At 30.7% G+C, this 21,349-nt stretch carries 22 protein-coding genes; 3 read left to right on the top strand and 19 right to left on the bottom strand.

The annotated features are described in order from the left end of the window. Nucleotides 1-24 precede the first annotated feature (24 nt). The 4 genes from B3J26_RS08425 to B3J26_RS08410 all read right to left on the bottom strand — a co-directional run bounded on the left by B3J26_RS08425 (nt 25) and on the right by B3J26_RS08410 (nt 3,404). Complete coding sequence (locus tag B3J26_RS08425; protein WP_291074142.1) at nt 25-1,047, bottom strand: hypothetical protein; 1,023 nt, start codon at nt 1,045-1,047, stop codon at nt 25-27. After that, complete coding sequence (locus tag B3J26_RS08420) at nt 1,044-1,586, bottom strand: RNA polymerase sigma factor (RefSeq protein WP_038336150.1); 543 nt, start codon at nt 1,584-1,586, stop codon at nt 1,044-1,046. The genes B3J26_RS08425 and B3J26_RS08420 overlap by 4 nt, the downstream gene beginning before the upstream one ends. Before the next feature lie 154 nt (nt 1,587-1,740). Further along, a complete protein-coding gene (locus tag B3J26_RS08415; RefSeq protein WP_038336152.1) occupies nt 1,741-2,736 on the bottom strand; it encodes an aspartate-semialdehyde dehydrogenase in 996 nt (331 codons plus the stop codon). A gap of 257 nt (nt 2,737-2,993) precedes the next feature. Continuing rightward, nucleotides 2,994-3,404 carry a BrxA/BrxB family bacilliredoxin gene (locus B3J26_RS08410; protein ID WP_038336154.1) on the bottom strand — a complete coding sequence of 137 codons (411 nt, stop codon included), beginning with the start codon at nt 3,402-3,404 and terminating at the stop codon, nt 2,994-2,996. A 112-nt stretch (nt 3,405-3,516) separates the two neighbouring features. On the opposite strand from B3J26_RS08410, the gene rnpA reads away from it, so the two are divergent. Continuing rightward, complete coding sequence (gene rnpA, locus B3J26_RS08405) at nt 3,517-3,897, top strand: ribonuclease P protein component (RefSeq protein ID WP_125350577.1); 381 nt, start codon at nt 3,517-3,519, stop codon at nt 3,895-3,897. 44 nt (nt 3,898-3,941) lie between these two features. On the opposite strand, the gene B3J26_RS08400 is transcribed toward rnpA, so the two are convergent. The 13 genes from B3J26_RS08400 to B3J26_RS08340 all read right to left on the bottom strand — a co-directional run bounded on the left by B3J26_RS08400 (nt 3,942) and on the right by B3J26_RS08340 (nt 16,284). Then, nucleotides 3,942-4,142 carry a hypothetical protein gene (locus tag B3J26_RS08400; protein ID WP_125350576.1) on the bottom strand — a complete coding sequence of 67 codons (201 nt, stop codon included), beginning with the start codon at nt 4,140-4,142 and terminating at the stop codon, nt 3,942-3,944. 14 nt (nt 4,143-4,156) lie between these two features. Next, nucleotides 4,157-4,771, bottom strand: coding sequence for a MarC family protein (locus B3J26_RS08395; protein ID WP_125350575.1), 615 nt, complete (start codon nt 4,769-4,771; stop codon nt 4,157-4,159). Between the two features lie 84 nt (nt 4,772-4,855). Further along, nucleotides 4,856-5,608 carry a LytR/AlgR family response regulator transcription factor gene (locus B3J26_RS08390; protein WP_291074140.1) on the bottom strand — a complete coding sequence of 251 codons (753 nt, stop codon included), beginning with the start codon at nt 5,606-5,608 and terminating at the stop codon, nt 4,856-4,858. A gap of 6 nt (nt 5,609-5,614) precedes the next feature. Continuing rightward, entirely contained in the window at nt 5,615-6,337 is a 723-nt protein-coding gene (locus tag B3J26_RS08385; RefSeq protein WP_291074138.1) for a CPBP family intramembrane glutamic endopeptidase, read from the bottom strand. Beyond that, nucleotides 6,338-7,807 carry a histidine kinase gene (locus B3J26_RS08380; protein WP_181816268.1) on the bottom strand — a complete coding sequence of 490 codons (1,470 nt, stop codon included), beginning with the start codon at nt 7,805-7,807 and terminating at the stop codon, nt 6,338-6,340. A 117-nt stretch (nt 7,808-7,924) separates the two neighbouring features. Further along, on the bottom strand, nt 7,925-8,551 hold the full coding sequence (locus B3J26_RS08375; protein WP_291074134.1) for a hypothetical protein: 627 nt from the start codon (nt 8,549-8,551) through the stop codon (nt 7,925-7,927). Between the two features lie 165 nt (nt 8,552-8,716). Continuing rightward, nucleotides 8,717-10,510 carry a BatD family protein gene (locus tag B3J26_RS08370; protein WP_291074132.1) on the bottom strand — a complete coding sequence of 598 codons (1,794 nt, stop codon included), beginning with the start codon at nt 10,508-10,510 and terminating at the stop codon, nt 8,717-8,719. Beyond that, nucleotides 10,510-11,373: a tetratricopeptide repeat protein gene (locus tag B3J26_RS08365; protein WP_114998633.1), complete on the bottom strand. Its 864-nt coding sequence runs from the start codon at nt 11,371-11,373 to the stop codon at nt 10,510-10,512. The genes B3J26_RS08370 and B3J26_RS08365 overlap by 1 nt, the downstream gene beginning before the upstream one ends. Before the next feature lie 17 nt (nt 11,374-11,390). Further along, nucleotides 11,391-12,401, bottom strand: a complete 1,011-nt coding sequence (locus tag B3J26_RS08360) for a vWA domain-containing protein (protein ID WP_125350569.1) — start codon at nt 12,399-12,401, stop codon at nt 11,391-11,393. Further along, nucleotides 12,401-13,417, bottom strand: coding sequence for a vWA domain-containing protein (locus B3J26_RS08355; protein WP_291047415.1), 1,017 nt, complete (start codon nt 13,415-13,417; stop codon nt 12,401-12,403). The genes B3J26_RS08360 and B3J26_RS08355 overlap by 1 nt, the downstream gene beginning before the upstream one ends. Nucleotides 13,418-13,419: 2 nt before the next feature. Then, nucleotides 13,420-14,385, bottom strand: coding sequence for a BatD family protein (locus B3J26_RS08350; RefSeq protein ID WP_280051817.1), 966 nt, complete (start codon nt 14,383-14,385; stop codon nt 13,420-13,422). After that, nucleotides 14,385-15,257 (bottom strand): DUF58 domain-containing protein, encoded by an 873-nt coding sequence (locus B3J26_RS08345; protein ID WP_125350567.1) that lies wholly within the window; start codon nt 15,255-15,257, stop codon nt 14,385-14,387. Before B3J26_RS08345 ends, B3J26_RS08350 begins: the two co-directional genes overlap by 1 nt. Before the next feature lie 25 nt (nt 15,258-15,282). Then, the gene (locus B3J26_RS08340) at nt 15,283-16,284 is read right to left on the bottom strand and encodes an AAA family ATPase (RefSeq protein WP_038336178.1); all 1,002 of its coding nucleotides are present in this window, start codon (nt 16,282-16,284) and stop codon (nt 15,283-15,285) included. A gap of 258 nt (nt 16,285-16,542) precedes the next feature. Between B3J26_RS08340 and B3J26_RS08335 the strand changes: the two genes are divergently transcribed. Next, nucleotides 16,543-17,133, top strand: a complete 591-nt coding sequence (locus B3J26_RS08335; RefSeq protein WP_280049790.1) for a hypothetical protein — start codon at nt 16,543-16,545, stop codon at nt 17,131-17,133. 224 nt (nt 17,134-17,357) lie between these two features. Continuing rightward, nucleotides 17,358-17,801 (top strand): hypothetical protein, encoded by a 444-nt coding sequence (locus B3J26_RS08330; RefSeq protein WP_291074130.1) that lies wholly within the window; start codon nt 17,358-17,360, stop codon nt 17,799-17,801. A gap of 222 nt (nt 17,802-18,023) precedes the next feature. Here B3J26_RS08330 and B3J26_RS08325 read toward each other — a convergent pair whose 3' ends face one another. Next, a complete protein-coding gene (locus tag B3J26_RS08325; protein ID WP_291074128.1) occupies nt 18,024-19,769 on the bottom strand; it encodes a hypothetical protein in 1,746 nt (581 codons plus the stop codon). Between the two features lie 12 nt (nt 19,770-19,781). Next, nucleotides 19,782-20,933 carry an ATP-binding cassette domain-containing protein gene (locus B3J26_RS08320; RefSeq protein ID WP_291074126.1) on the bottom strand — a complete coding sequence of 384 codons (1,152 nt, stop codon included), beginning with the start codon at nt 20,931-20,933 and terminating at the stop codon, nt 19,782-19,784. Nucleotides 20,934-21,349 lie beyond the last annotated feature (416 nt).

Raw genomic sequence — 21,349 nt, 5'->3', positions numbered from 1 at the left:
TAAAAGCGAACCTTTTTTTAATCTCTATTTATTATAATATTTAAATATTTCTTTTTTATTTTTTTCCAAAACTCCCAAAAGCGTTGCATCAACCTTTGGTTCGTTTGTTGTTAAAACAATTTTATCATTTACTTTTTCGAATGTAATGACAAGATTATTCGTTGTACTTTCAAACGAAATTTTATTTTTTGATTTCTTTTGTAATTTAAAATTAGTACGTAGAATATCCGATTTTACTGTAAACTTTAAAGGTTTATAAACAATTGCATATTTGTCAATTTCAGATTTTTTTGGAGAAACATCCATCATCGAAGCTGTTTCTAACGAAGCATTTGCAGCTCGTGTTTCTGCAACAACCGTCATTTTCATCACATCAGAAGTATCTTTCATTTTAGAAACACCCCTAATCACGACACCTGAAGCTTTTCCTGCTAACTTATCTGAGATAGCAGAATCTTTCAAATATCCCAAATTTTGACTATTTGCTTTAGCATATTGACCTTCTTTTTCTATCGAATCTAAAACCTTAGAACGAGCTTCCATTGCTTGCAGTCCTGATAAAGTAACTGGAGCATTTGGAGCGGACGCTTTAGATAATTGAGGAAAATATCCTTTATCATCAATTGCACCAGCAGAATGCCCTTCCATTACTTTATAAACAGGCTCTTTTGTAACTTTATCATTCTTTACTATTTCTAGAGGTTTTTCCAAATCTTTATCTTTCGATTCTAAAACCACTATTTCTTCTTGTTCAGGAGGTGATTGCTCAATAACTGGGACATTTGTTTTAACAATTTCAAGTGAATTTTCTCTATTTTCAGTATTAATATTCTCGATAAAAAGTACAAAGTAAGGAATCGCAATCAACGCGAAAACAGCAGCAGAAAACCATACACTCGAAACAAATTCGCGAATAGGTTTCTTTTTCTTTTCCTCGTTCTGCAAACCAGATTCAATACGTTTCCACACCAAATCTCTTGGTTTTTCGCCGACAGTTTCGTTTCTTCTTGATCGAAATAAATCTTCTATTGGATCGTTTGTGTTCACGATAAACTTGATTTTATATTTTCATTCTTACTTAACATTTCCTTCAATTTCGTCTTCGCTAAATTAAGTTGCGATTTCGATGTTCCTTCTGTAATGCCCAAACTTTCGGCAATTTCTTTGTGTTTATACCCCTCAATAACGTAGAGGGTAAACACGAGACGACAGCCTTCGGGTAGATAATCGAGGAGTTTCATCACATCATCTTCTTCTATTTGTTGCGAAGCTTCTTGGTTAGATGAAATGGAAGAGGAGTAATCGTCAACATTGAGATGAAAAATTTTATTTTTCCGCAACTCCATCAAACATTCATTAATCATAATTCTTCGCATCCATCCTTCAAAACTTCCTTCGAACGAATAATTCTCAAGATTCTGAAAAATTTTCAAGAATCCTTTTACCAACGCATCTTCCGCTTGTTGTATATCGGTAAAATAACGTTTACAAACCGCAAAAAATCGCGCATCATATTTTTCATAAAGCAGCCGCTGTGCTTTCGAATCATTGCTGATACAAGCTTTTATGAGTTGTTTTTCGTCCAAAATACTTTTTCTTTCTTATTATTTAGATGCGAAAATTACGCTTCTGGTTGCTTTGATAGCGTAAAATATTTGTTAAAGTTCTGAAAACTTATTCATTAAACATAAAAAAAAGTCGCTACAAGAGCGACTTTATATTCATTTTTAATTGATTTTTTTATCCAACTAAATTATGTTTTACTAGATATTCAGCAATTTGAACTGCATTTGTAGCTGCACCTTTGCGTAAATTATCTGCAACAATCCAACAATTTAATGCATTTGGTTGAGATAAATCACGACGTATACGTCCTACAAAAACATCGTCTTTTCCTTCTGAATAGAAAGCCATTGGATAAGTATTTGTGTCTGGATTATCTTGTACTGTTACACCTTCCTGTTCTGCTAATAATTTGCGAACTTCGGCTAAATCAAAATCATTCTCAAATTCAATATTCACCGACTCCGAATGTCCTCCTTGCACAGGAACACGAACCGCAGTAGCAGTGATATTCATTTCGTCCACACGCATAATTTTACGAGGCTCACGCGTTAATTTCAATTCTTCTTTTGTATAACCTGTTTCTTCATCAAAAACATCACAATGAGGCAATGCATTTTTGAAGATTTGATATGGATAAACTTTCGCAACATCACGTCCTTCAATTTCTCCATTCAATTGTTCAACTGCATCTTTACCAGTTCCTGTAACCGATTGATACGTAGAAACAACAACACGTTTAATTCCATATTTTTTATGCAAAGGATTTAACACCATTACCAACTGAATTGTAGAACAGTTAGGATTTGCGATAATTTTATCATTTGTTGTTAAAATATCTGCATTGATTTCTGGTACAATCAACGGACGATCTGGATCCATTCTCCAAGCCGATGAATTGTCAATTACAGTTGTTCCGACTTCTGCAAACTTAGGCGCCCACTGTTTGGAAGTTTCTCCACCTGCTGAAAAGATTGCGATATCAGCTCGCATTTCTACAGCATCCTGCATTGATACAATTTTGTATTCTTTTCCTTTGTATTCAATAGTTTTTCCTATTGATCTTTCTGATGCTACTGGTATAATTTCAGTGATTGGAAAATTTCTTTCTTCCAAAACTTGGAGCATAACTCTGCCGACCATTCCGGTAGCGCCTACGACTGCTATTCTCATTTGTTTATTAAATAATATATTAAAAAATTTCGAATTGCTAATTTACAGATTATTTTGATACATTTTTCTCTATTTCATAGGTTTAGCAATCAATTTGATATGATATATTTTATGTTATGATGTTAATTCAGGTTTTTAAACTTTTCCTCGAATTAAAATTTATAAAACTCTTTTTTATAAGAATTTTGAACACAAAAAAAGTGGAACAAATTGCTCCACTTTTTAAAATATTTTTGAAATAACCTTCAAATTTAGTCTTAAGCAAACTCGTTGTAAGCTGCTTTTAAGTTTTCTGCAATAGCTGCTGCAGAGTGCCCTTCGATGTGGTGACGCTCTAACATATGTACTAATTCACCATCTTTGAATAAAGCAACTGCTGGAGAACTTGGAGGAAATGGAGCAAAAAATTCACGTGCTTTTGCTACAGCATCTTTATCAAATCCTGCGAAAACTGTTGTTAAGTGTGTAGGAACTTTATCATTATCTAATGACATTACAACTCCTGGTCTTGCAGCACCTGCAGCACAACCACAAACACTATTTACCATTACCAAAGTTGTTCCTTCTTGTTTTATTGCTGCTTCTACTTGTTCTGGAGTAGTTAAATCTTCAAAACCATTAGAAGTCAACTGAGCCTTCATTGGCATTACTATTTCTGCTGGATACATATTGTTCTTTTTTTGTTTTAAATAAAAATAAATTATTTTCAAAGTTACATAATTCTAAAACTTTTTAGAATACTTACTTTTGCAGTTACAAATTTACGTAGAATTTAGCAATATGAAATTGACTTTTGGTAAGAATGAGAAACTTAAAAGCAGAAAAGCATTCGATGAATTGTTTTCTGATGGAAAAACATTTGTTTCTCATCCGATTAGATTTGTCTACAAAATCAAACCGAAAGCGGATTACAATATAAGAGTAGGAGTAAGTGTTGGAAAGAAAAAATTCAAACACGCGGTTGATCGAAATTTATTGAAACGTCGTGCTAAAGAAGCTTACAGATTGAATAAATTGTTACTTGAACCTAATGAAAATTATTCGGTTGATTTGGTGATGATTTATACTTCTACAAAACATCAACCTTTTGAGGTGATAGAACAATCTGTCAAAACTTTATTAGAAAAATTAAACGAAGCGATACAAACAAAAAAAGATTAATCCTAGGATTAATCTTTTTCATTTATTATAAGTTGTAAAACTGTTTATTTCTTAAGATTTGCTTGCAATCTGAAAAAACTAAAGTATACAGATACTAAAATTAATCCACAAACTGATGCTCCAATTCCTAAAACGCTACGAAAGTTTTCTTCAGCCATAAAACCAGCTTTATAATCCATCTCATATAGGTTGTAACCTAAACCTATCAACAAAACGATTGTCGCGATATAAATATATGTTTTCATTAGATAATGAATTTTTAAATTTTAATTTCATTCATAAACAATGCACCGATATTTGACGTAAATAATTTGATTGCGATTGACAATAAAATTACTCCAAATACTTTTTTCAGTACCGATAAAACGCCAGGTCCCATCCATTTTTCGAGTTTTCCTGCGAATTTCAGCACCAAATATACGATTAACATATTTAATATAATCGCTATCACAATGTTAATATCTGCAAACTGCGAACGAAGCGAAAGTACAGTTGTCAACGATCCCGCACCCGCAACTAACGGAAACGCAATAGGAACGATGGATGCAGAGTTAGATTCGACTCCTTTCTGGATCTCAATTCCTAAAATCATTTCAATAGCGATGATAAAAATCACAAATGCACCAGCCACAGCAAATGACTGAACATCAACACCAACTAATTTCAAAATTTTTGTTCCGAAAAACAAAAACGAAATCATCATAATTCCTGCTGCAATCGAGGCTTTTTCGGACTGAATATGTCCAACTTTGCTCCGAATTCCTACAATAATTGGAATACTTCCTAAAATATCGATAACTGCAAAAAGTACGGCGAAAGTTGTTCCGATTTGATTGAAAGAGAATTTCTGAAAAAATGATATTATATTTTCCATTCGTATTTAGTTATAATTAATTGGTTGATGCAAAAATAGAAGTTTTTATGAACAATTTTTCATAAAAAAGCAATAAATCAATTCTTAATCCAACCAATTCTTAAAATCTGCCACTTTTTCGCGACTCACAATCATATCTTGTTCATTGTAAGTATTCAAAATTATTTTTAATCTTGAATTAGAATACATTGTAATTTCTTTAATCGAATCGATTTGGATGATTTGACTACGATTAATTCTAAAAAACTTTTTCGGGTCGATTTGTTCTTCTACTTTATCTAATGAAAAATCTACCAAATAATTTCGATTTTCTTTTGTATGAATATATGTTGCTTTGTTTTCACTAAAAAAACATTCGATATTCTCTGTTTCTATAATTTTGATTGATGTTCCGATTTTGATCGAAAAACGTTCTTTAAATTTTTCTGTTTGATTATTCGAAAAAAGATTTTTTAATTCATTTAGATTGAAACTTGAAGATGCTTGCTGAAATTGTTTTTCAAATTTTTCAATTGCAAACTTCAATTCCTCTTCATCAACAGGTTTCAACAAATAGTCAACCGAATTTAATTTAAACGCTTTCAATACATATTCGTCATAAGCCGTCGTAAAAATAATCGCAGACGAAACATTAACTTGATTAAAAATCTCAAACGACAAACCGTCTGATAACTGAATATCCAGAAAAATTAAATCTGGATTTGGATTCGTTTTCAACCACGCTACACTTTCTTCTACAGAATGCAACATTTCATGTATTTGATAACCCAATTTTTCTACACGTCGCTTTAATAAACGCGCAGCAGGCTTTTCATCTTCTATAATTAATATTTTCATCTTTTTTTAAGTTAGTTCACGAGTCGGTTTTCTCATAAAAATTTTATTCCAAACAAATAATAAAGCAAGTATAATGACAAAAATGATCAATGTTGCGAGATTTGTTTTTGCCATTAAAGCATGAATTGTTGCTGGAACAATAATCGATTTTGTTCGAATCGTTGAAAAGGTTAATACAAAAGAAAAAACAATGCACAATAACATGAAAATTCCAAAACCTCCAAATTGATCGAAATCCTTAAAAATTAATACATGCCAAACAGCCCAAAATATTCCTGTTATAATACTTTTTATTATCCAAAATATATTTCCAAGTGCATCATTCAAATAACCTCTCCAGGTATATTCTTCAGCAATATCATAAAGTAATGTTACCGAAATAAAGATTGTTGCCCATATATGTTTATTTATTCCATAGCTATTCTCAAATCCATAAATTGAATAACCAATGATTAGTATAAATGGAAAAATCAATGTTTTTAAACTTTCTTTTCCCAAAAGAGAAACTTCTTTTTTAATCTTAGAGAATTTATAGAAAAGTAAACTAATCAAAAAAATAATCAACCCATGATTCATATTCCAAGGCAGTTGAAAATCTACTAAACCTCCAAAAATCAATTGTAAAAAATTAGGACATTTACGAATCAGAAAAGTTCCTATCAATATCAATCCATAAAAAATGATTATTCTAATCCAATTTGTTTGCTTTATTTGACTTATAAAATTCATTTACTGCCACTTTTTATTTTGCTCTTTTTCCAAGATTTCTTTGGCTTTATTTTCTTCCCAACCAGAACCATACGCAAAAACTTTGACAGCATTTAATGCAACTCCCAATCCCCAACCTAAAACTGGCCAATAAAACCACCAATGTCCATTACTTGTAACTAAATTCAGAATAAAAAAGAATAAACTCATTACAACATAAGTTCCTAAATGTGCATAAAACTTTTTCAATTCTTTTGCGCGTTCTATTGCACGTAAATAAGCCTGTTGTTCGTCAAAATTTTGTGTGTTCATAGTTGTATTTTTTTGTGTTAATATGGGAAGTTCTACACGAAATAGTTGTTCATTTTTTTCGATGTTCACTTCTCGGTTAGAAATTAATTGATAACGATTAATAATATTTTTCAGCCCAATTCCTATCGAATCTTTAATGGTTTCTTTTGGTTGGAAAGAATTTTCAATTATCAAATAATTATCTTTTTTATAAATTTTAATTTTCAAAGGTTTTTGATCAGATACAATATTGTGTTTAATCGTATTTTCTAATAAAATCTGCAAAGAAAGTGGTACAATAAATTCGGTTTCAGAGAAAGTTATTTGTTCAATTTCGAAATCGATGCTATTTTCAAATCTTAATTTTAGAAGGTTGACATAGGTTTTTGCAAAATTTATTTCTTCTTGAATCGACACAACTTCTTTGTCTTTTTGTTCTAAAACATATCGATAAATCTTAGAAAGCGATGTTGTAAAATCTATCGCATTATCTGGATTTTCTTCAATCAAACCAGTTAAAACATTCAAACTATTGAATAAAAAATGTGGGTCTAATTGATTTTTTAAAGTTTCGAATTGTGCCGTTGCTGTTTCTGCTTTTGTTGATTCTATGACAATTTTACGTTCTAATTTATTTTTTTTTCGATCGATAATAAAGAATAAAAACAAAAAGAAAACCGTGATAACTGCAACTAAAAGATAATTGATCGATTGATCGTAAAAAATATATTTCTGCAAAAGGAGATTCGCAAACTCCACGAATACATAATACAATACCAACGTATAAATAATAGAACGTAAAAAATACTTTCTTAAAACTTTTTCTGGTTTAGGCGAATCTGGTACATCTGTTCTATATTCATTAAAAACGCTTGTATTCACAAAAGATGCTGCAACACTGAACGAAAAATATCCGATAAAATATTTGATAGCTTCTGGATGAAAAAATTGATTGAATGATACATTTGGAGATGTAAAAAATATCACGCTATAAATCAAAACATTGATTACAAATAGAATCAAAATATTACGAACAATTAACTTTTTGTCAGAAACAATAATTCCCTCAATGAATTTGTAAACAATAAATCCTAAGGCTATAAATTTCGTAGAATGACCAACTAATTTACCTAACTCAAAAGATGATGTTATAGGATATACCGATTCACTTTCATTTAAAATATATATAAATAATATCAATGAAATTAGAATAGAAAAAATTGTTATTAATCTTTTATTATATGGTTCCATATCAAGCAATCAAATTAATTAACCAAAAAATAATTTCGTGAATAAATTGTGCAACTAAAGCTATCATTATAGTACGTTTTTACATTCGTTATTCAACAAGGCTTCGGCACGATCTTTTCCCCATATCGGTTCATTATTCTTTGGCTTTTCAGTATCGAATAAAGCTAAAGATTTTTTTACATTTTTACAATCTTGTGTAATATCCATTCCTCTATATTTTGCAGCATTGATATTAAACTCAGCCAAACCTAAAACAGAACGCGGATTAGTTGGATTTAACATCAACGATTTTTGATAGATTTGTACTACTTCTGGATAATAAATTGCTCCATTTTGCATTGGATTCTGCACAATTTCTGCTGTTAAATACAAGGCTTTCAAATTGAGAATTTCTACATTTAATGGATTATTTCTGACTAAATCATCGATTTGAGTTTTTACATTCAAAAGAATTTTTTCATTTTTAGTAATATCTTTTGATTCGAACGTTTTCAAAACTTCAGAAAAAGTCAAGTAATATTTTGGTAACCATTCATTTGGATAATCATTTATTAATTGCTTAAAATTAGCTTCAGAAGAATGATTTCCTTTGTTCCATTCCGTTAAAGTTTTATTCATATCTGATTCAAAATTCTTTTGTGCAAAAGTTGATACAGTGAATAAAATTGCGATTGTTAAGAAAATTGTTTTCATCATTTGTGTTTTTTTATTTGTTGAGTCAAAGTTCTTACAAACACTTTTCGTTTGAAATTATATGTTACCGAATTGTCAATTTTTGAGGATGAGTTGTAAGAGCAAAAATAAAAGGGACAACTCAAAACTGAGATTGTCCCTTTTACTATCTAAAAAACTTGAAATTTATTTTCGTAATAATTCTTCGGAAATATTTTGCGTAGCTTCGAAAACTTCTTCTAAATTTTGATGCAAACCACCAAAGGCATATTTAGCTTGTCGTGCGTTGTTCAGCAACAATTTCCATTGTTCTACGGCTAATTCACTAACACCATTTTCGATCAATTTATTTGCAATCACCTCGTCAGAAAAATGAGCTAAATCTGTATTCGTTTTTAATAGCGCAGCATTACACAAAATATTTTCTTGTAATTGATAAAAATCTTTTTGGTCTTCAACGTTTATTTTTTGCTTCAATTCATCTAATTCAGCAGAAATTTGACTCGAATTTATCGTTGGTTTTTCAACCAAAGTAAACTTTTGGGTTTCTGTTTTTGGTTGGTATGATTCAAAATTATTTTGCTCGTTAAGAGGTTTTATTTTTGGTTCAATTTTTTGTTTTTGTGTCGGGTTATTTTTCTTTCTCATCAAAAATAAACTTCCAGCACTCAATGCAATTACACCACCAGTTAACCACAACCAACCGCTTTTTCCTTCTTTCACATCGTTCGTCATTTCTTCTATTTTATCAGAAATTGTCGAATCTGGTGAATTAGAAGCCACAGCCGTTGCAGAAGAAGTTTTAGAACCTGAAACAGACAAATTAATCGAATCTGATTTCAAGGTTACATATTTCTCTTTAACAGGATCGAAATAACAAAATTCTACAGGCGAAATCGTATATTCTCCTCCAAAATTTGGGACAAGAACTGTTTGCTCAGCAACTTTTCCTTTCATTCCTGTATCATAGGTTTTATATGCATCGCGTTTTTTCGGTGCGAATTTTTCTAAATTTTTTGGCGTCGTAATTTCAGGTAAATTAATCGTATTAAAGTTTCCTGTTCCAATAATTTCAACATCAAAATTTACACTTTCATTGGTTGTAACTTCTTTTTTATCAACCGAAGCGTTCATTTTAAATTGACCAACTGCACCGCTAAAATTCTTTGGCTTTCCTTCTTCTGGAAGTGCTTTTGCATTAATCACAACTGGATTACTACGCACTTCTACAGGCTCCGCTCCATACGTTGTTGGCAACACCACATCTACCGAAAACGGATCGATTTCTATCTTTCCTGGTTTTTGAGGAAAAACATAATAACGTGCAATTTCTTCGGAGAAATATTGTTTTCCTCCAACAATTTCTTGCTTGATATTTTCGGGAGAGCTTTTTACAATTTTTGGGCTTAATCCGTCTAAATTTCCTTGACGAAAGTTTTGTTTACGATTAAGATAAGATAAATCTTTTACGTATAATTTTACTGATAAACCAACTTGTTCGTTCACATAAGGATTCGTTTTCGAAACTTTACTTTGTAGAAAAACAGGCTGCGAAGTATTACTTCTAAAATTGTTGTGCGTCAACCCCGTTCCTTTCACTACAACATCGACAGGTTTCGATGTATAGGTTTTTCCATTAATCACAATTTTAGCAGCTCCAATTCGATATTTACCTTCTTTTTCAGCAACAAAAGCAAGGATAATTCCTTCTTCTATCACTCCTTTTCCATTCACATAAGAAACATTTTGCGAGCGTTGTTCACCTACAATTTGTAATCCATTATGTGGAGGATATTTCATTGGTTGATCAATCGAATAACTATCTGTATTAGATTCGATAAAAAAGCCCACGCTAAATGCTTCTCCTAAACTGACCTGTGTTTTATCTGCATCAGATTTAAAAGAAATTTGTTGTGCTAACGCTGTGATAGACGTTAAGGCAAACACTAAAAAGCTATTTAAAACGCTTGTCGTTGTCATTACCAATCCTTAGATGTTGTTGTTCGTTGTTTTTCTGCTTTTTGTTGAATAATTTTTCGTTGGGTTTTGGCTTCCTGATTTTGCAATGCTTTTAGCAAACCGTCTCCCAAATTATTCTTTGCATTATCTTGTTCTTTTCCGTCTCCATTATTTCCTTGTTTGATTTCTGGAGATTGATTATTTCCTTGTCCTTTATTGTTTCCATTTTCACCACCAGCTTTCGGGTTTCCTCCTTGATTTTGCTGTTTCTGCTGATCAGATTGTTGTTGTTGAGATTGATTCTGATTCTGATTTTGCTTTTGGTTATTTTGGTTTTGTTGATTCTGTTTATTTTGCTGCTGTTGTTGTTTTTGCTGATTATTTTGATCTTGTTTGTTTTGATCTTTATTATCCTTATTATTTTGATCTTTTTGTTTCTCACGTTCTTTTTCTAACATTTTTTTTGCTAATGCATAGTTGTAACGTGTTGCATCATCTTTTGGATCATTTCGTAAGGCTTGTTTGTAATTATCAACAGCATTTTGATAATCTTTTTCCTGCATAAAAGCATTTCCTAAATTGTGATAAGCCAAATGTTTATCATTATTCGTTTTAGATACTTCAGCAGAACGTTTGTAATGCGCTATACTTTCTTTGTAACGTTTTTGTTGAAATAAAGCATTTCCTAAATTGTAATTTGCTTTGACAGAAGTTGGATCTTCCATGGTAGCTTTCTTGTAGGCAACTTCTGCATTATCAAATTTTCCTTTTTGATAATACTCGTTTCCTTCAATAATGTAGCTTTTCGCTTTCGATTGACTATAACCAAAAACGGATAAAAGCATTATTCCTAAAAATCCTATTTGTTTTAAAAAGTACATCATTTTACCATACAAACTTACTATTTCTTTTTGTTAAAAATCTTATATTCAGATGTTAATAATTCCACAAAAAGTAAACAAACCGCAACCGCTAAAAACCACTGATAAATATGATTCATATCTCTTGTTGTAGAGTTAGCAATTTCGTTTTTATCTAATCGGGCTTTATACATTGATAATGCGGATAATGCATCTTGCGTATTATCCAAATGAATGTAAGTTCCGTTTGTATCTTGTGCCAATTTGCGAAGATTTTTATCTTCTAATTTTGTAATAACTATAGAACCTGTTTCGTCCTTTTTATAGTCTTCGGCGTAGCCATTGTAATACATCGGAATTGGAGCTCCTTTATCTGTTCCAACACCAACTGATACAATATGAATTCCGTTATCTTTTGCTATTTTAGAAGCTTGATTAACTGTATTTTCGTTGTCTTCTCCATCCGAAATTAGTACAATTAATTTACTTGTATTCGCCGATCCTTTGAATGTTTTTGCAGCTTCCTGAATCGCATTTAAGTAATTTGTCCCTTGGCTCGAAATTAACTCAGTATTAACATTTTGCAAATAACTTTCGATTGCAGCATAATCATTTGTCAATGGAGAAATCGTGTAAGCATTCGCTGCAAACGCAACCAAAGAAGCTCTATCTCCTCCTAATTGATGTAATGTTTCTGTAATTAATTTTGTTGCTTTTTCTAATCGCGAAGGAGCAACATCTTGTGCATTCATCGAACTTGATAAATCTAACAAGAAAACCATATCAATTCCTTCGCGCTTTACTTGCACATCTCGTTCACCATAAAGTGGATCCATCAATGCAATTACCATTAAAAATAAAGCCACACAAAATGCAATGATTTTGAAACCATAACGCTTTGAAGAAGTGATTGGAAAAACAAATGGAAACAGTTCTTTATCTGCAAATGTTTTCTTTACACGTTCGCGCCATTGAAATACTGTTATCGATAGAAAAATAACGACAAACAATAAAATCATCAACCAAATATTATGTAATTCTCCCCACTGCATTAGATTAATTCTTTAAAAACGGTTCTTCGTAAAATGGCTTCTAATACCAAAATAATGAATGCAGGCAATAAGAATCGTGCAAACAATTCGGTATAATTATAATATTTGACTTCGTTAATCTCTGTTTTTTCAAGTTTATCAATTTCGTTATAAATGTTTTTCAAACTTTCATTGTTTGTTGCACGGAAATATAAACCTCCAGTTTTATCTGCAACTTCTTCTAACAGTTTTTCGTCAATTTGTACAGGACGCATCTCAAAAACGTAATCACCTAACATATCGTAACCAACAGGCATAGGCGCCATTCCGTTTGTTCCAATACCAATTGTATATACTTTTATCCCTTTCTCTGCTGCAATATCAGCGGCTTGTCTCGGTGAAACATACATCAAATCTCCAGAAGGATTTACACTTTCAACACCATCTGTAATCAAAATAACTACTTTAGATTTTGCTTTACTATTTTTAAGATGATTAACAGCTGTTGCCAAACCAACTCCAATTGCTGTTCCATCAGCTAAACTACCAGAATGTAACATTTCGATTTCTTGTATCAAAACATCACGATCTGTTGTTAATGGAACACGTGTCAAAGCTTCTCCAGAATATTCGACCAAACCAACTCTGTCCGTTTTTCTTCCAAGTGAAAAGTCTTTTGCAACTTCTTTTAACGCTGTTAAACGATCTGGTTTCAAATCGCGCGCTAACATACTCAATGACGTATCTACAGTCAATAAAATATCAACTCCTTCGTCCGATTTTACTTTTGTCGTAACATCTACATAACGTGGACGAGCTAAAGCAACAATGCACAAAACCATTGCGATAATTCGCATCAAAAATAAAAGTGGTTTGTACGTCGCTAACGAACTTTTTGCACCTCCAAATGCTTTGAGCGAAGGTAATTTTAAGGATGCTTTTTTCTGGCTCGTTTTGCGAATTTCTCTGAAAATAAAGAAAGGCAAAGCAAGCAATAAGAGTAAGATCCAAGGATTTTGAAACTCAAAATTTAGCATTCCTAATTGTTATTAAACTGTTTATATTTTTCTCCCGTCACTTGATCTTTTTTCAAATCTTCGTTCTCCGGAATTTCTAATGGTTTTACACGATCTACAAATTCATCTACCCAATTTCGGTGCGAAATATTTGTTGGTTCATCAAATTCTTGTTTTGCGAATTTTACCAAATCAGCATCGAACAAAAATTGTTTAAATTTCTGCACATCTTCTGGTAAAACATCTGGTTTTGTCGCAACATATTTTACCAAATCATCCGACAAAATTTCTAATGCCGAAAAGTTATAAATACGTCCTAAATATCGTCTTACAATAAATGATAATTGCGTGTAATATTCTTTTTGTTCACCACGTTTCAAATATTTCTTAGCATCCAAGGCTTTCAGACTTGCTTTCGCTTCGTCATAAGGCGTTTTGTACGAATCTTTGCCAGATAATTTCGATTTTGCGCGAACATATAATACAACCAAAACAATTCCGATAATAAATAAAATCAACGCAATAATGCCGTACAACCAATATTTATTCCAATAATCTCCAATAGAATATTCTTCTTCCATCACAGGTTTTATCGGGAAAATTGCATTTTTCGTTGTATCAATTGCAATATCTTGAATATCAATTTCGAGTTGTTTTGTTGTTAAATCTTTTCCATTTTTCTGAATGATAAATGATGGAATATTAAATTTCCCTGCATCATATCCAGTCAATTCTAAATGTTGAACAATTTCAGATTTTCCATCCGTTTTTACCGTGTCAATTTTTTGACCTAAAACTTCGATGTGATGATTAATTGAATCTGAAATCGTAGGAAATACAACTTTATCTCCTTCTTTGTAATCAATTTTTACTTCATATTGGATTGGCTCGCCAATTTTGATTGTCGTGCGATCTAATTTTGGCGTAATTTCTTGCGCAAACGAAAATTGAAGGATAAAAAAACTTACTAAAAGCAATAAATTCTTCATTAGGCTTTATGACTTTTAAAGTAGTTTAACAATGGGCGAACATAATCTTCGTCGGTACGAATACTGATTGCGCCTGAATGATTTTTCTTGAAAATAGATTGATAACGTTGATCTAAATCACGATAATATTGCGCATATTGTTGACGCAATTTCTTCGATGAAGTATCTATCAAGCGGATTTCGCCTGTTTCGTTATCTTGCACATGAACCAAACCTACATCTGGAAAAGATTGTTCTTTTTCATCATAAACTCTAATTCCAGTCACATCATGTTTTTTTGCTACGATTCGCAACGCTTTTTCATAATCAGACGAATCAATAAAATCTGAAAGAATAAAAACATTTGATTTTCGGCGAACCAAATTCATAAATGTTTCCAAAGTCTCTGCTAAATCAGTTTTCTTACTTTTTGGCTCATACGAAACAATTTCTCTCACCAAACGCAACACATGTTGTTTTCCTTTTTTGGGTGGAATAAATTTCTCCACTTGATCCGAATATAATATCAAACCAACTTTATCATTATAAGTAATTGCCGAAAAAGCCAATGTAGCGCTCAATTCAGCAATTGTTTCCATTTTAATTTGTTTTCGTGTTCCAAAGTTTTCAGAATTCGAAACATCAACCAATAAAAACATGGTTAATTCTCGTTCTTCTTCAAAAACTTTTACATAAGGTTCGCTATATCGAGCCGTTTTATTCCAATCGATATTACGAACGTCATCACCGTATTGATAAGGACGAATTTCACTAAAAATCATACCTCTTCCTTTGAATGAACTGTGATATTCACCCATAAAAAGGTTGCTCGCTTTACGCTTGCTTTTTAGCTCAATACGTTTTACACGTTTGATGATTTCTTTTGCATCCAAAGTTTAAATGATTTTGAATAGTGGTTTAAGGAACTGGAACAACATTAAGAATATTGTCTATAATTTCTTCTGGCGTAACATTTTCTGCTTCTGCTTCGTAGCTAATTCCGATACGATGACGCAACACATCTTTTGCCATTGCACGCACATCATCTGGAATAACATAAGCGCGTTTACGTAAAAATGCATACACTTTAGAAGCTTGTGCCAAATTGATTGATCCACGAGGTGAAGAACCAAACGAAATCATTGGAACCAATTTTTCTAATCCAACTTTTTCTGGAAAACGAGTTGCGAAAATAATATCCAAAATATATTTTTCAATTTTTTCGTCCATATAAACTTGTTTCACCATTTCGCGCGCATCCAACAATTCTTGAATAGAAATTACTTTCTCAATTTTTGGAAAAGATTGATTAATCGAATTTCTTAAAATCAAACGTTCTGCTTCAAATTCCGGATAAGTAATTACAGTTTTCAACATAAAACGGTCAACTTGCGCTTCTGGCAAAGGATAAGTTCCTTCTTGTTCCACTGGATTTTGAGTTGCCAAAACCAAGAAAGGTTTTTGTAATGGATACGTTTCATCACCAATTGTTACTTGACGCTCTTGCATTGCTTCTAACAAGGCAGATTGTACTTTTGCAGGCGAACGGTTAATCTCATCAGCTAAAACAAAATTGGCGAATATTGGTCCTTTTTTGATTCTAAAATCGTTTTCTTTTACATTGTAAATAAGTGTTCCCACAACATCGGCAGGTAACAAATCTGGTGTAAATTGTATACGAGAAAAAGATCCATCAACAGCATCAGATAATGTTTTAATCGCCAATGTTTTTGCTAATCCAGGAACACCTTCTAATAAAACGTGTCCATTTCCAAGTAATCCGATTAATAGACTTTCAATCATTTTTTCTTGTCCAATAATCGCTTTATTTATTTCCGATGTCAACCTTGCAATGCTTTCGCTTTTTGCTTCTATTTGTTGGTTTAGTTGTTGTATATCCAAAATTTCGTTGAAATTAATGTTTATATTATTGATTCAAATTTCCTCTAAAATTAACAAATACAATTGATTTAGAAATTAAAACTTTCATACAATATTGTTAAACTTTGTTAAGACAAAAGTAGTGTACCAAACGTTTTGATTATTATTTTCAGTAAAATTTTTCCAAGACTTACAAACTAATTATAAACAATAAACGTTTCCAAATAATATTTCTTTAAATGATTATACAATAACTATTTAAAGAATATTTATATTTTTACTGAAAAACAATACTGTATGAAGAATTATTTACTGATGATTTGCTTTATAACAAGCATTTTAACTTTTGCTCAAAAGATTCAGGTTGTATCTGGAAACACTGATTTTTTAAAAGATCAAAAAGAAATTAATGTTCAACTATTATTTGATGATGTTAAATTTTATGATGAAAATAAAACTGAAACTGAATATTTAGAGAAACGTGAAAAAGATGTTTTAAATAATCCGAAAAGAGGAGAAAATTATTGGAAACAATGGCTTGCAGATTGGAATGAAAATAGAAATGTTACTTTTTTGGATAAATTTATAAAAGGAACTACTAAATCTAAAAAATTAAATTTTGTAAAAAATCCAGCTGCAAAATATACTTTGATTATCAATTCTGAATGGATTTATCCTGGTTATCATGCTGGTATAGCTATTGAACCAGCAAAACTAAGCACAAATTTAAATTTTGTTGAAACTGCAAATCCTTCTAACATTTTACTTTCTATAAAATCGGATAAAGTAAAAGGAACTTCGGGTAAAAATGATTTTGTTATGGAATACGGTCGAATTGCTTCTGCTTACGAATCAACTGGAAAATTATTAGGAAAAGAATTGAAATAATTTTTCAAAAAAATACATCAAAATCCATTCGATAAAGAATGGATTTTTTTATTTAATAAATTTGACATTTTTGTTAAAAACTTTAATAAATCCTTGATTTCACCGATACTTAACACTCGTTTACCTCAATATTTTTGACGTCTTTTTTTTGTGTTGCAACTTTGTTTCAAGAAAAATGAAAAGAATATAATTCTAACATTTAGTTGTAAACAAAAACATAGATTATGAGAAAAGCATTTTTATTAGCAAGTATGGTGATGGTGATGGCAGTTTCTGCTCAACAAAGACCACAAGGAAATAATCAACAACAAAAGGATAAAGTAGAACATACGCAAACAAATTCTGTTGATAGACAGTTAAAAAAATTTGATCAATATAATTTGAGTTCTACTCAAAAGAAAAAAGTAAAATCGTTGTTAGAAAGTAGAGATTCTGACATGAAAAAAGAATTTGCGAACAGAGACAAAAATTCTACTCAAAAAGGAGAAAGAGGTTCTCGACCAGAAAAAGGTACAAACGATTTTGATATTAAATTAGAGAAAATTTTAGACAAAAATCAGTTCAATCAATACAAACAAGATCGTGAAAAACGTATGAAATCTGATAAATTTAGTATGCACAAAAAACGTGATGCAAAAGGAAATAGACCTTCGTCTAAATGTGCATAAAATCATAAAAAATAGGGTTAACCTATAAATTTTGATGGTTAACCTCTATTAATTTAAATTTTGAAAGAATATTTTAAAATTTGTATGAGTTTTAAAATTATTATTGAATAGCACAATGTGTTATTTTATTTCATAAGTAAGTTTTTTTAAAGTAGTTTTTAAAATTCATTTTCATTCAATTATCAAGTGAAAAGCGAGCTAAATCGGCTCGCTTTTCTTTTTTTATTCTTCTGGCATTGCTTGCCATTTTTTATAAAGATTAATGATGAAATAAAAACTTATTAAATATAAAATTGGATTGATGTAAAGAAAAATTTTTGCAAATTCTTGTAACATCAATAATTCTTTATTTGTTTGTCTAAACTCATAAATATTCATATGTTTATTTGCTTCATATAACATTTCTTCACGCAAATCTGTGTAAAAACTAAGCATCACAATTCCAATAAAAATATTGGTCGCAACAAACCAATTAAGATTAACACCTGTCAAAACTTTATATTTTTTGGAACGTAAGCCAATTAGTGTAATCACTATAAATGCAATGTAAAAAACAAATAAAATAATATAAGGTGTGAATTGTGTATAACCAATACTCGCATCGATAGAAATTCCGAAAACGCTTCCTAAAATTGCCAAAATTCCTGCGCCAATTAATGAAATTAACCAAACTTTGAACGAACTAAATCTGAATGTAATGATAAGAACGGTAATAACTAAAGCGATTAGTAAATAATACTGAATATGTTCTAACCAAGTGGAACTATATTTCGAAAACTCAATATTTTCATACACTTTGTTTAAACTATCTTGGTGGATATAATCATTCAGTTTTTTATCTACAGTTTGATAAGGATCAATATAATTCAATTTATGATCAATGAAATAATACGGATATTGAGGCAAATAATCAATCCACTTTTTATGTTTGAACTGATACCCAATTTCTTGCTTTTTTAATAAATCGGTATAATTATTCAATAAATTTTCAATTACTTTTCGATCATTTTTTTGCAACAAAGCAATCCATTGTTCATCATAAAATTGATGATTTAAAGTAGAATCTTTCGGATTGTTAAAAACCAAAAAACTATAATTATACAAACTTGCTAAGTTGTAATAAACATCTGGTTTTCCAGCAGAATTTAATGATACTGCAGCAGAATCGACAACAGCATAAGTTGAATCTACAGCTGCTGTAGTAGGATAGTCCATTTCTTCTTGAAATGAATCTGTAGATGAATTATTCTTTTTTAGAGGTTGATACGTTTGATTAAAATTAATTTTAGAATAACTAAATCGCTCCGGAAAATAATCTCTTAATAAGGTTTCAAATTCAGGATTTCTGAAATACGGATCCAAAAAAGCATCATATGAGTATGTTGGATTTTTTCTTAAATATTCTCTCTTATTTTTTTCATATAATTCTCTTGTTTCTTTTTCCAAAACCAACGAATCAAAAGCTGGAACAGACAAATTTCTCGAATAATTATCGTATCCAAAATTTGGTTGCAACGTAAAACCTTGCGTTCTATTTATAATATCGATATCTTTCAAATATTGTTCTTCGCTCATATAATTTGAAACCCGAAATTTAAGACCAGTTTTGAATGAATTTGGCACATAAAACATCAAAAATATAATAAAGAAAACGGCCAGAAATTCTTTGAATAAATAATTTCTTGAGGTAGGGTAATTTGATTTGAAACGATTATTTTTTATATAGAAATACAACCAAATAACGCCGATAATGACACCAATTAATAGATAATAAATTGCAATTCCTGAGTTGAAAAACACTTCATAAAATCCAGTTTCTTGCAGTTGAGATTTTTTAGTAAAAAACAAAAAACCATTGATAAATGCAATCAAGTTGAAAACTAAAACCGTCAACAAAATCCAAATAAATTTCAGATTCCAAATCAATGGATATTTGGTAATTAAAGTTTGATTTATTTTTTTGAACATAGTTGGTTAGTTTTAATTGACAAAAAAGCGACGACTTGATTTCGAAATATCTCGAATGTATTTTACTTTCAATGATGATTTTCCGATTTCGGACAGAATCATATTCATCGAAATTTCATCATCAAAATACGCGATATATGATCCTCCATTGAATTTTATTTGCTTAATTTCGATGTTAGATAAAGCTGTTAATAACTCTTCTTTTGTGTTTTCCACATCAATTTCAACAATCGTAAAATCACCTTCCAAATCATTTGTATCTCCTTGTATTTTAAGCATTCCTTGCTCCAAAAAGAGAACTTCTGTCGATACTTTTTCAACTTCGTACAATTGTTGAGAACTCAAAATAACACCAAAAGGATTGCGAATAGATTGCGATAAAAATTTCAAATCTTCGAGAATAATTTGTTGCGCCAAAATATCCAAATTCGCCAAAGGTTCATCTAGCAACAATACTTTTGGGCGACGCAATAACGTTCGCGCCAACTCGAATCGCATTTTATAACCAGACGACAATTGTCGCCATTGCAAATCCTTGTACGGCCAAAGCCCCAAACGCGCCAACATAACATTCGCCAACAACCAATTTTCTTCGTTGTAAATATCATAACATGTCAAGGTAAATTGCAGATTTTCCATCAACGAACCATATAAAACCTCAATTCGCTGTGGCACATAAACCAATTTAGTTTTCAGCTCGAAACTAAACGGTTTTGCTTTAGAAAAATGATAATTTATTTCGCCAGAAGTTGGTTTCAATTCACCACAAATCAAACGTAATAAAGTTGTTTTTCCATTTCCATTTTCTCCAACTAATCCAACAACTTCTCGTGATTTCAAATCAAAAGTAATGGGATGAAGTTTAAAATTTCGACGATGATAAACTTTTTCAACATTGTTGGTTGATATCAATGTTTCTTCTTTTTGAAAGGGCGGAGGAGGAGCTTGTTTCAACTTTTCCACCAATTGTAAAGCTTGCGTTGTTTTATTTTCGTTCGTAGAATTCTCGTTGTAATAAAGATTCGAATAGGAGATAATCTCTTTGTAAAAAGATTTCTCACCCAAATCCAACACACAATCAATTAATCGACGATAACCCAAATCGAGATCATTGTGCTGCAAATGATTTTCTACTTCGTTTAGTCGTTGGTTAAATTCATTCATAGATTGATTATTAAATCATTACGAATATAACAATCCTTTTCTATAAATAAAATGGCTAATTGTAGGGAGATTTCAGTTTCAACAATTTTTGATAAACTATCTTAATTACTTTTTAATTTATTATTTATCAAATATTTATAATTAACAATTTTAACTTTATTGAATCAATTTAGTTCTAAAATCATCATTATTCACAAGTTTTAATAAAGTCTATTCATAACTTTTTAATTCATTTATATTAAATAGTTTACTATTAACAATTTAAGTAATTAATCAAGCTATAAACATTCTTTTTATAACTCAGTTGAAAAGTGGTTAATTTATTAAATAACAATCAATTACTATTAACAATTACCAAAAAGAAATAAACTCAGTTTCTCATATGGTGTGATCTTGAAACGAGTTCCTTTAGATTT

This window comes from Empedobacter sp. UBA5987, assembly GCF_002429865.1.
Lineage (GTDB): Bacteria > Bacteroidota > Bacteroidia > Flavobacteriales > Weeksellaceae > Empedobacter > Empedobacter falsenii_B.
Note: the sequence above shows the minus strand (reverse complement) of the source record. Positions and strands in the feature narration are given on the sequence as shown.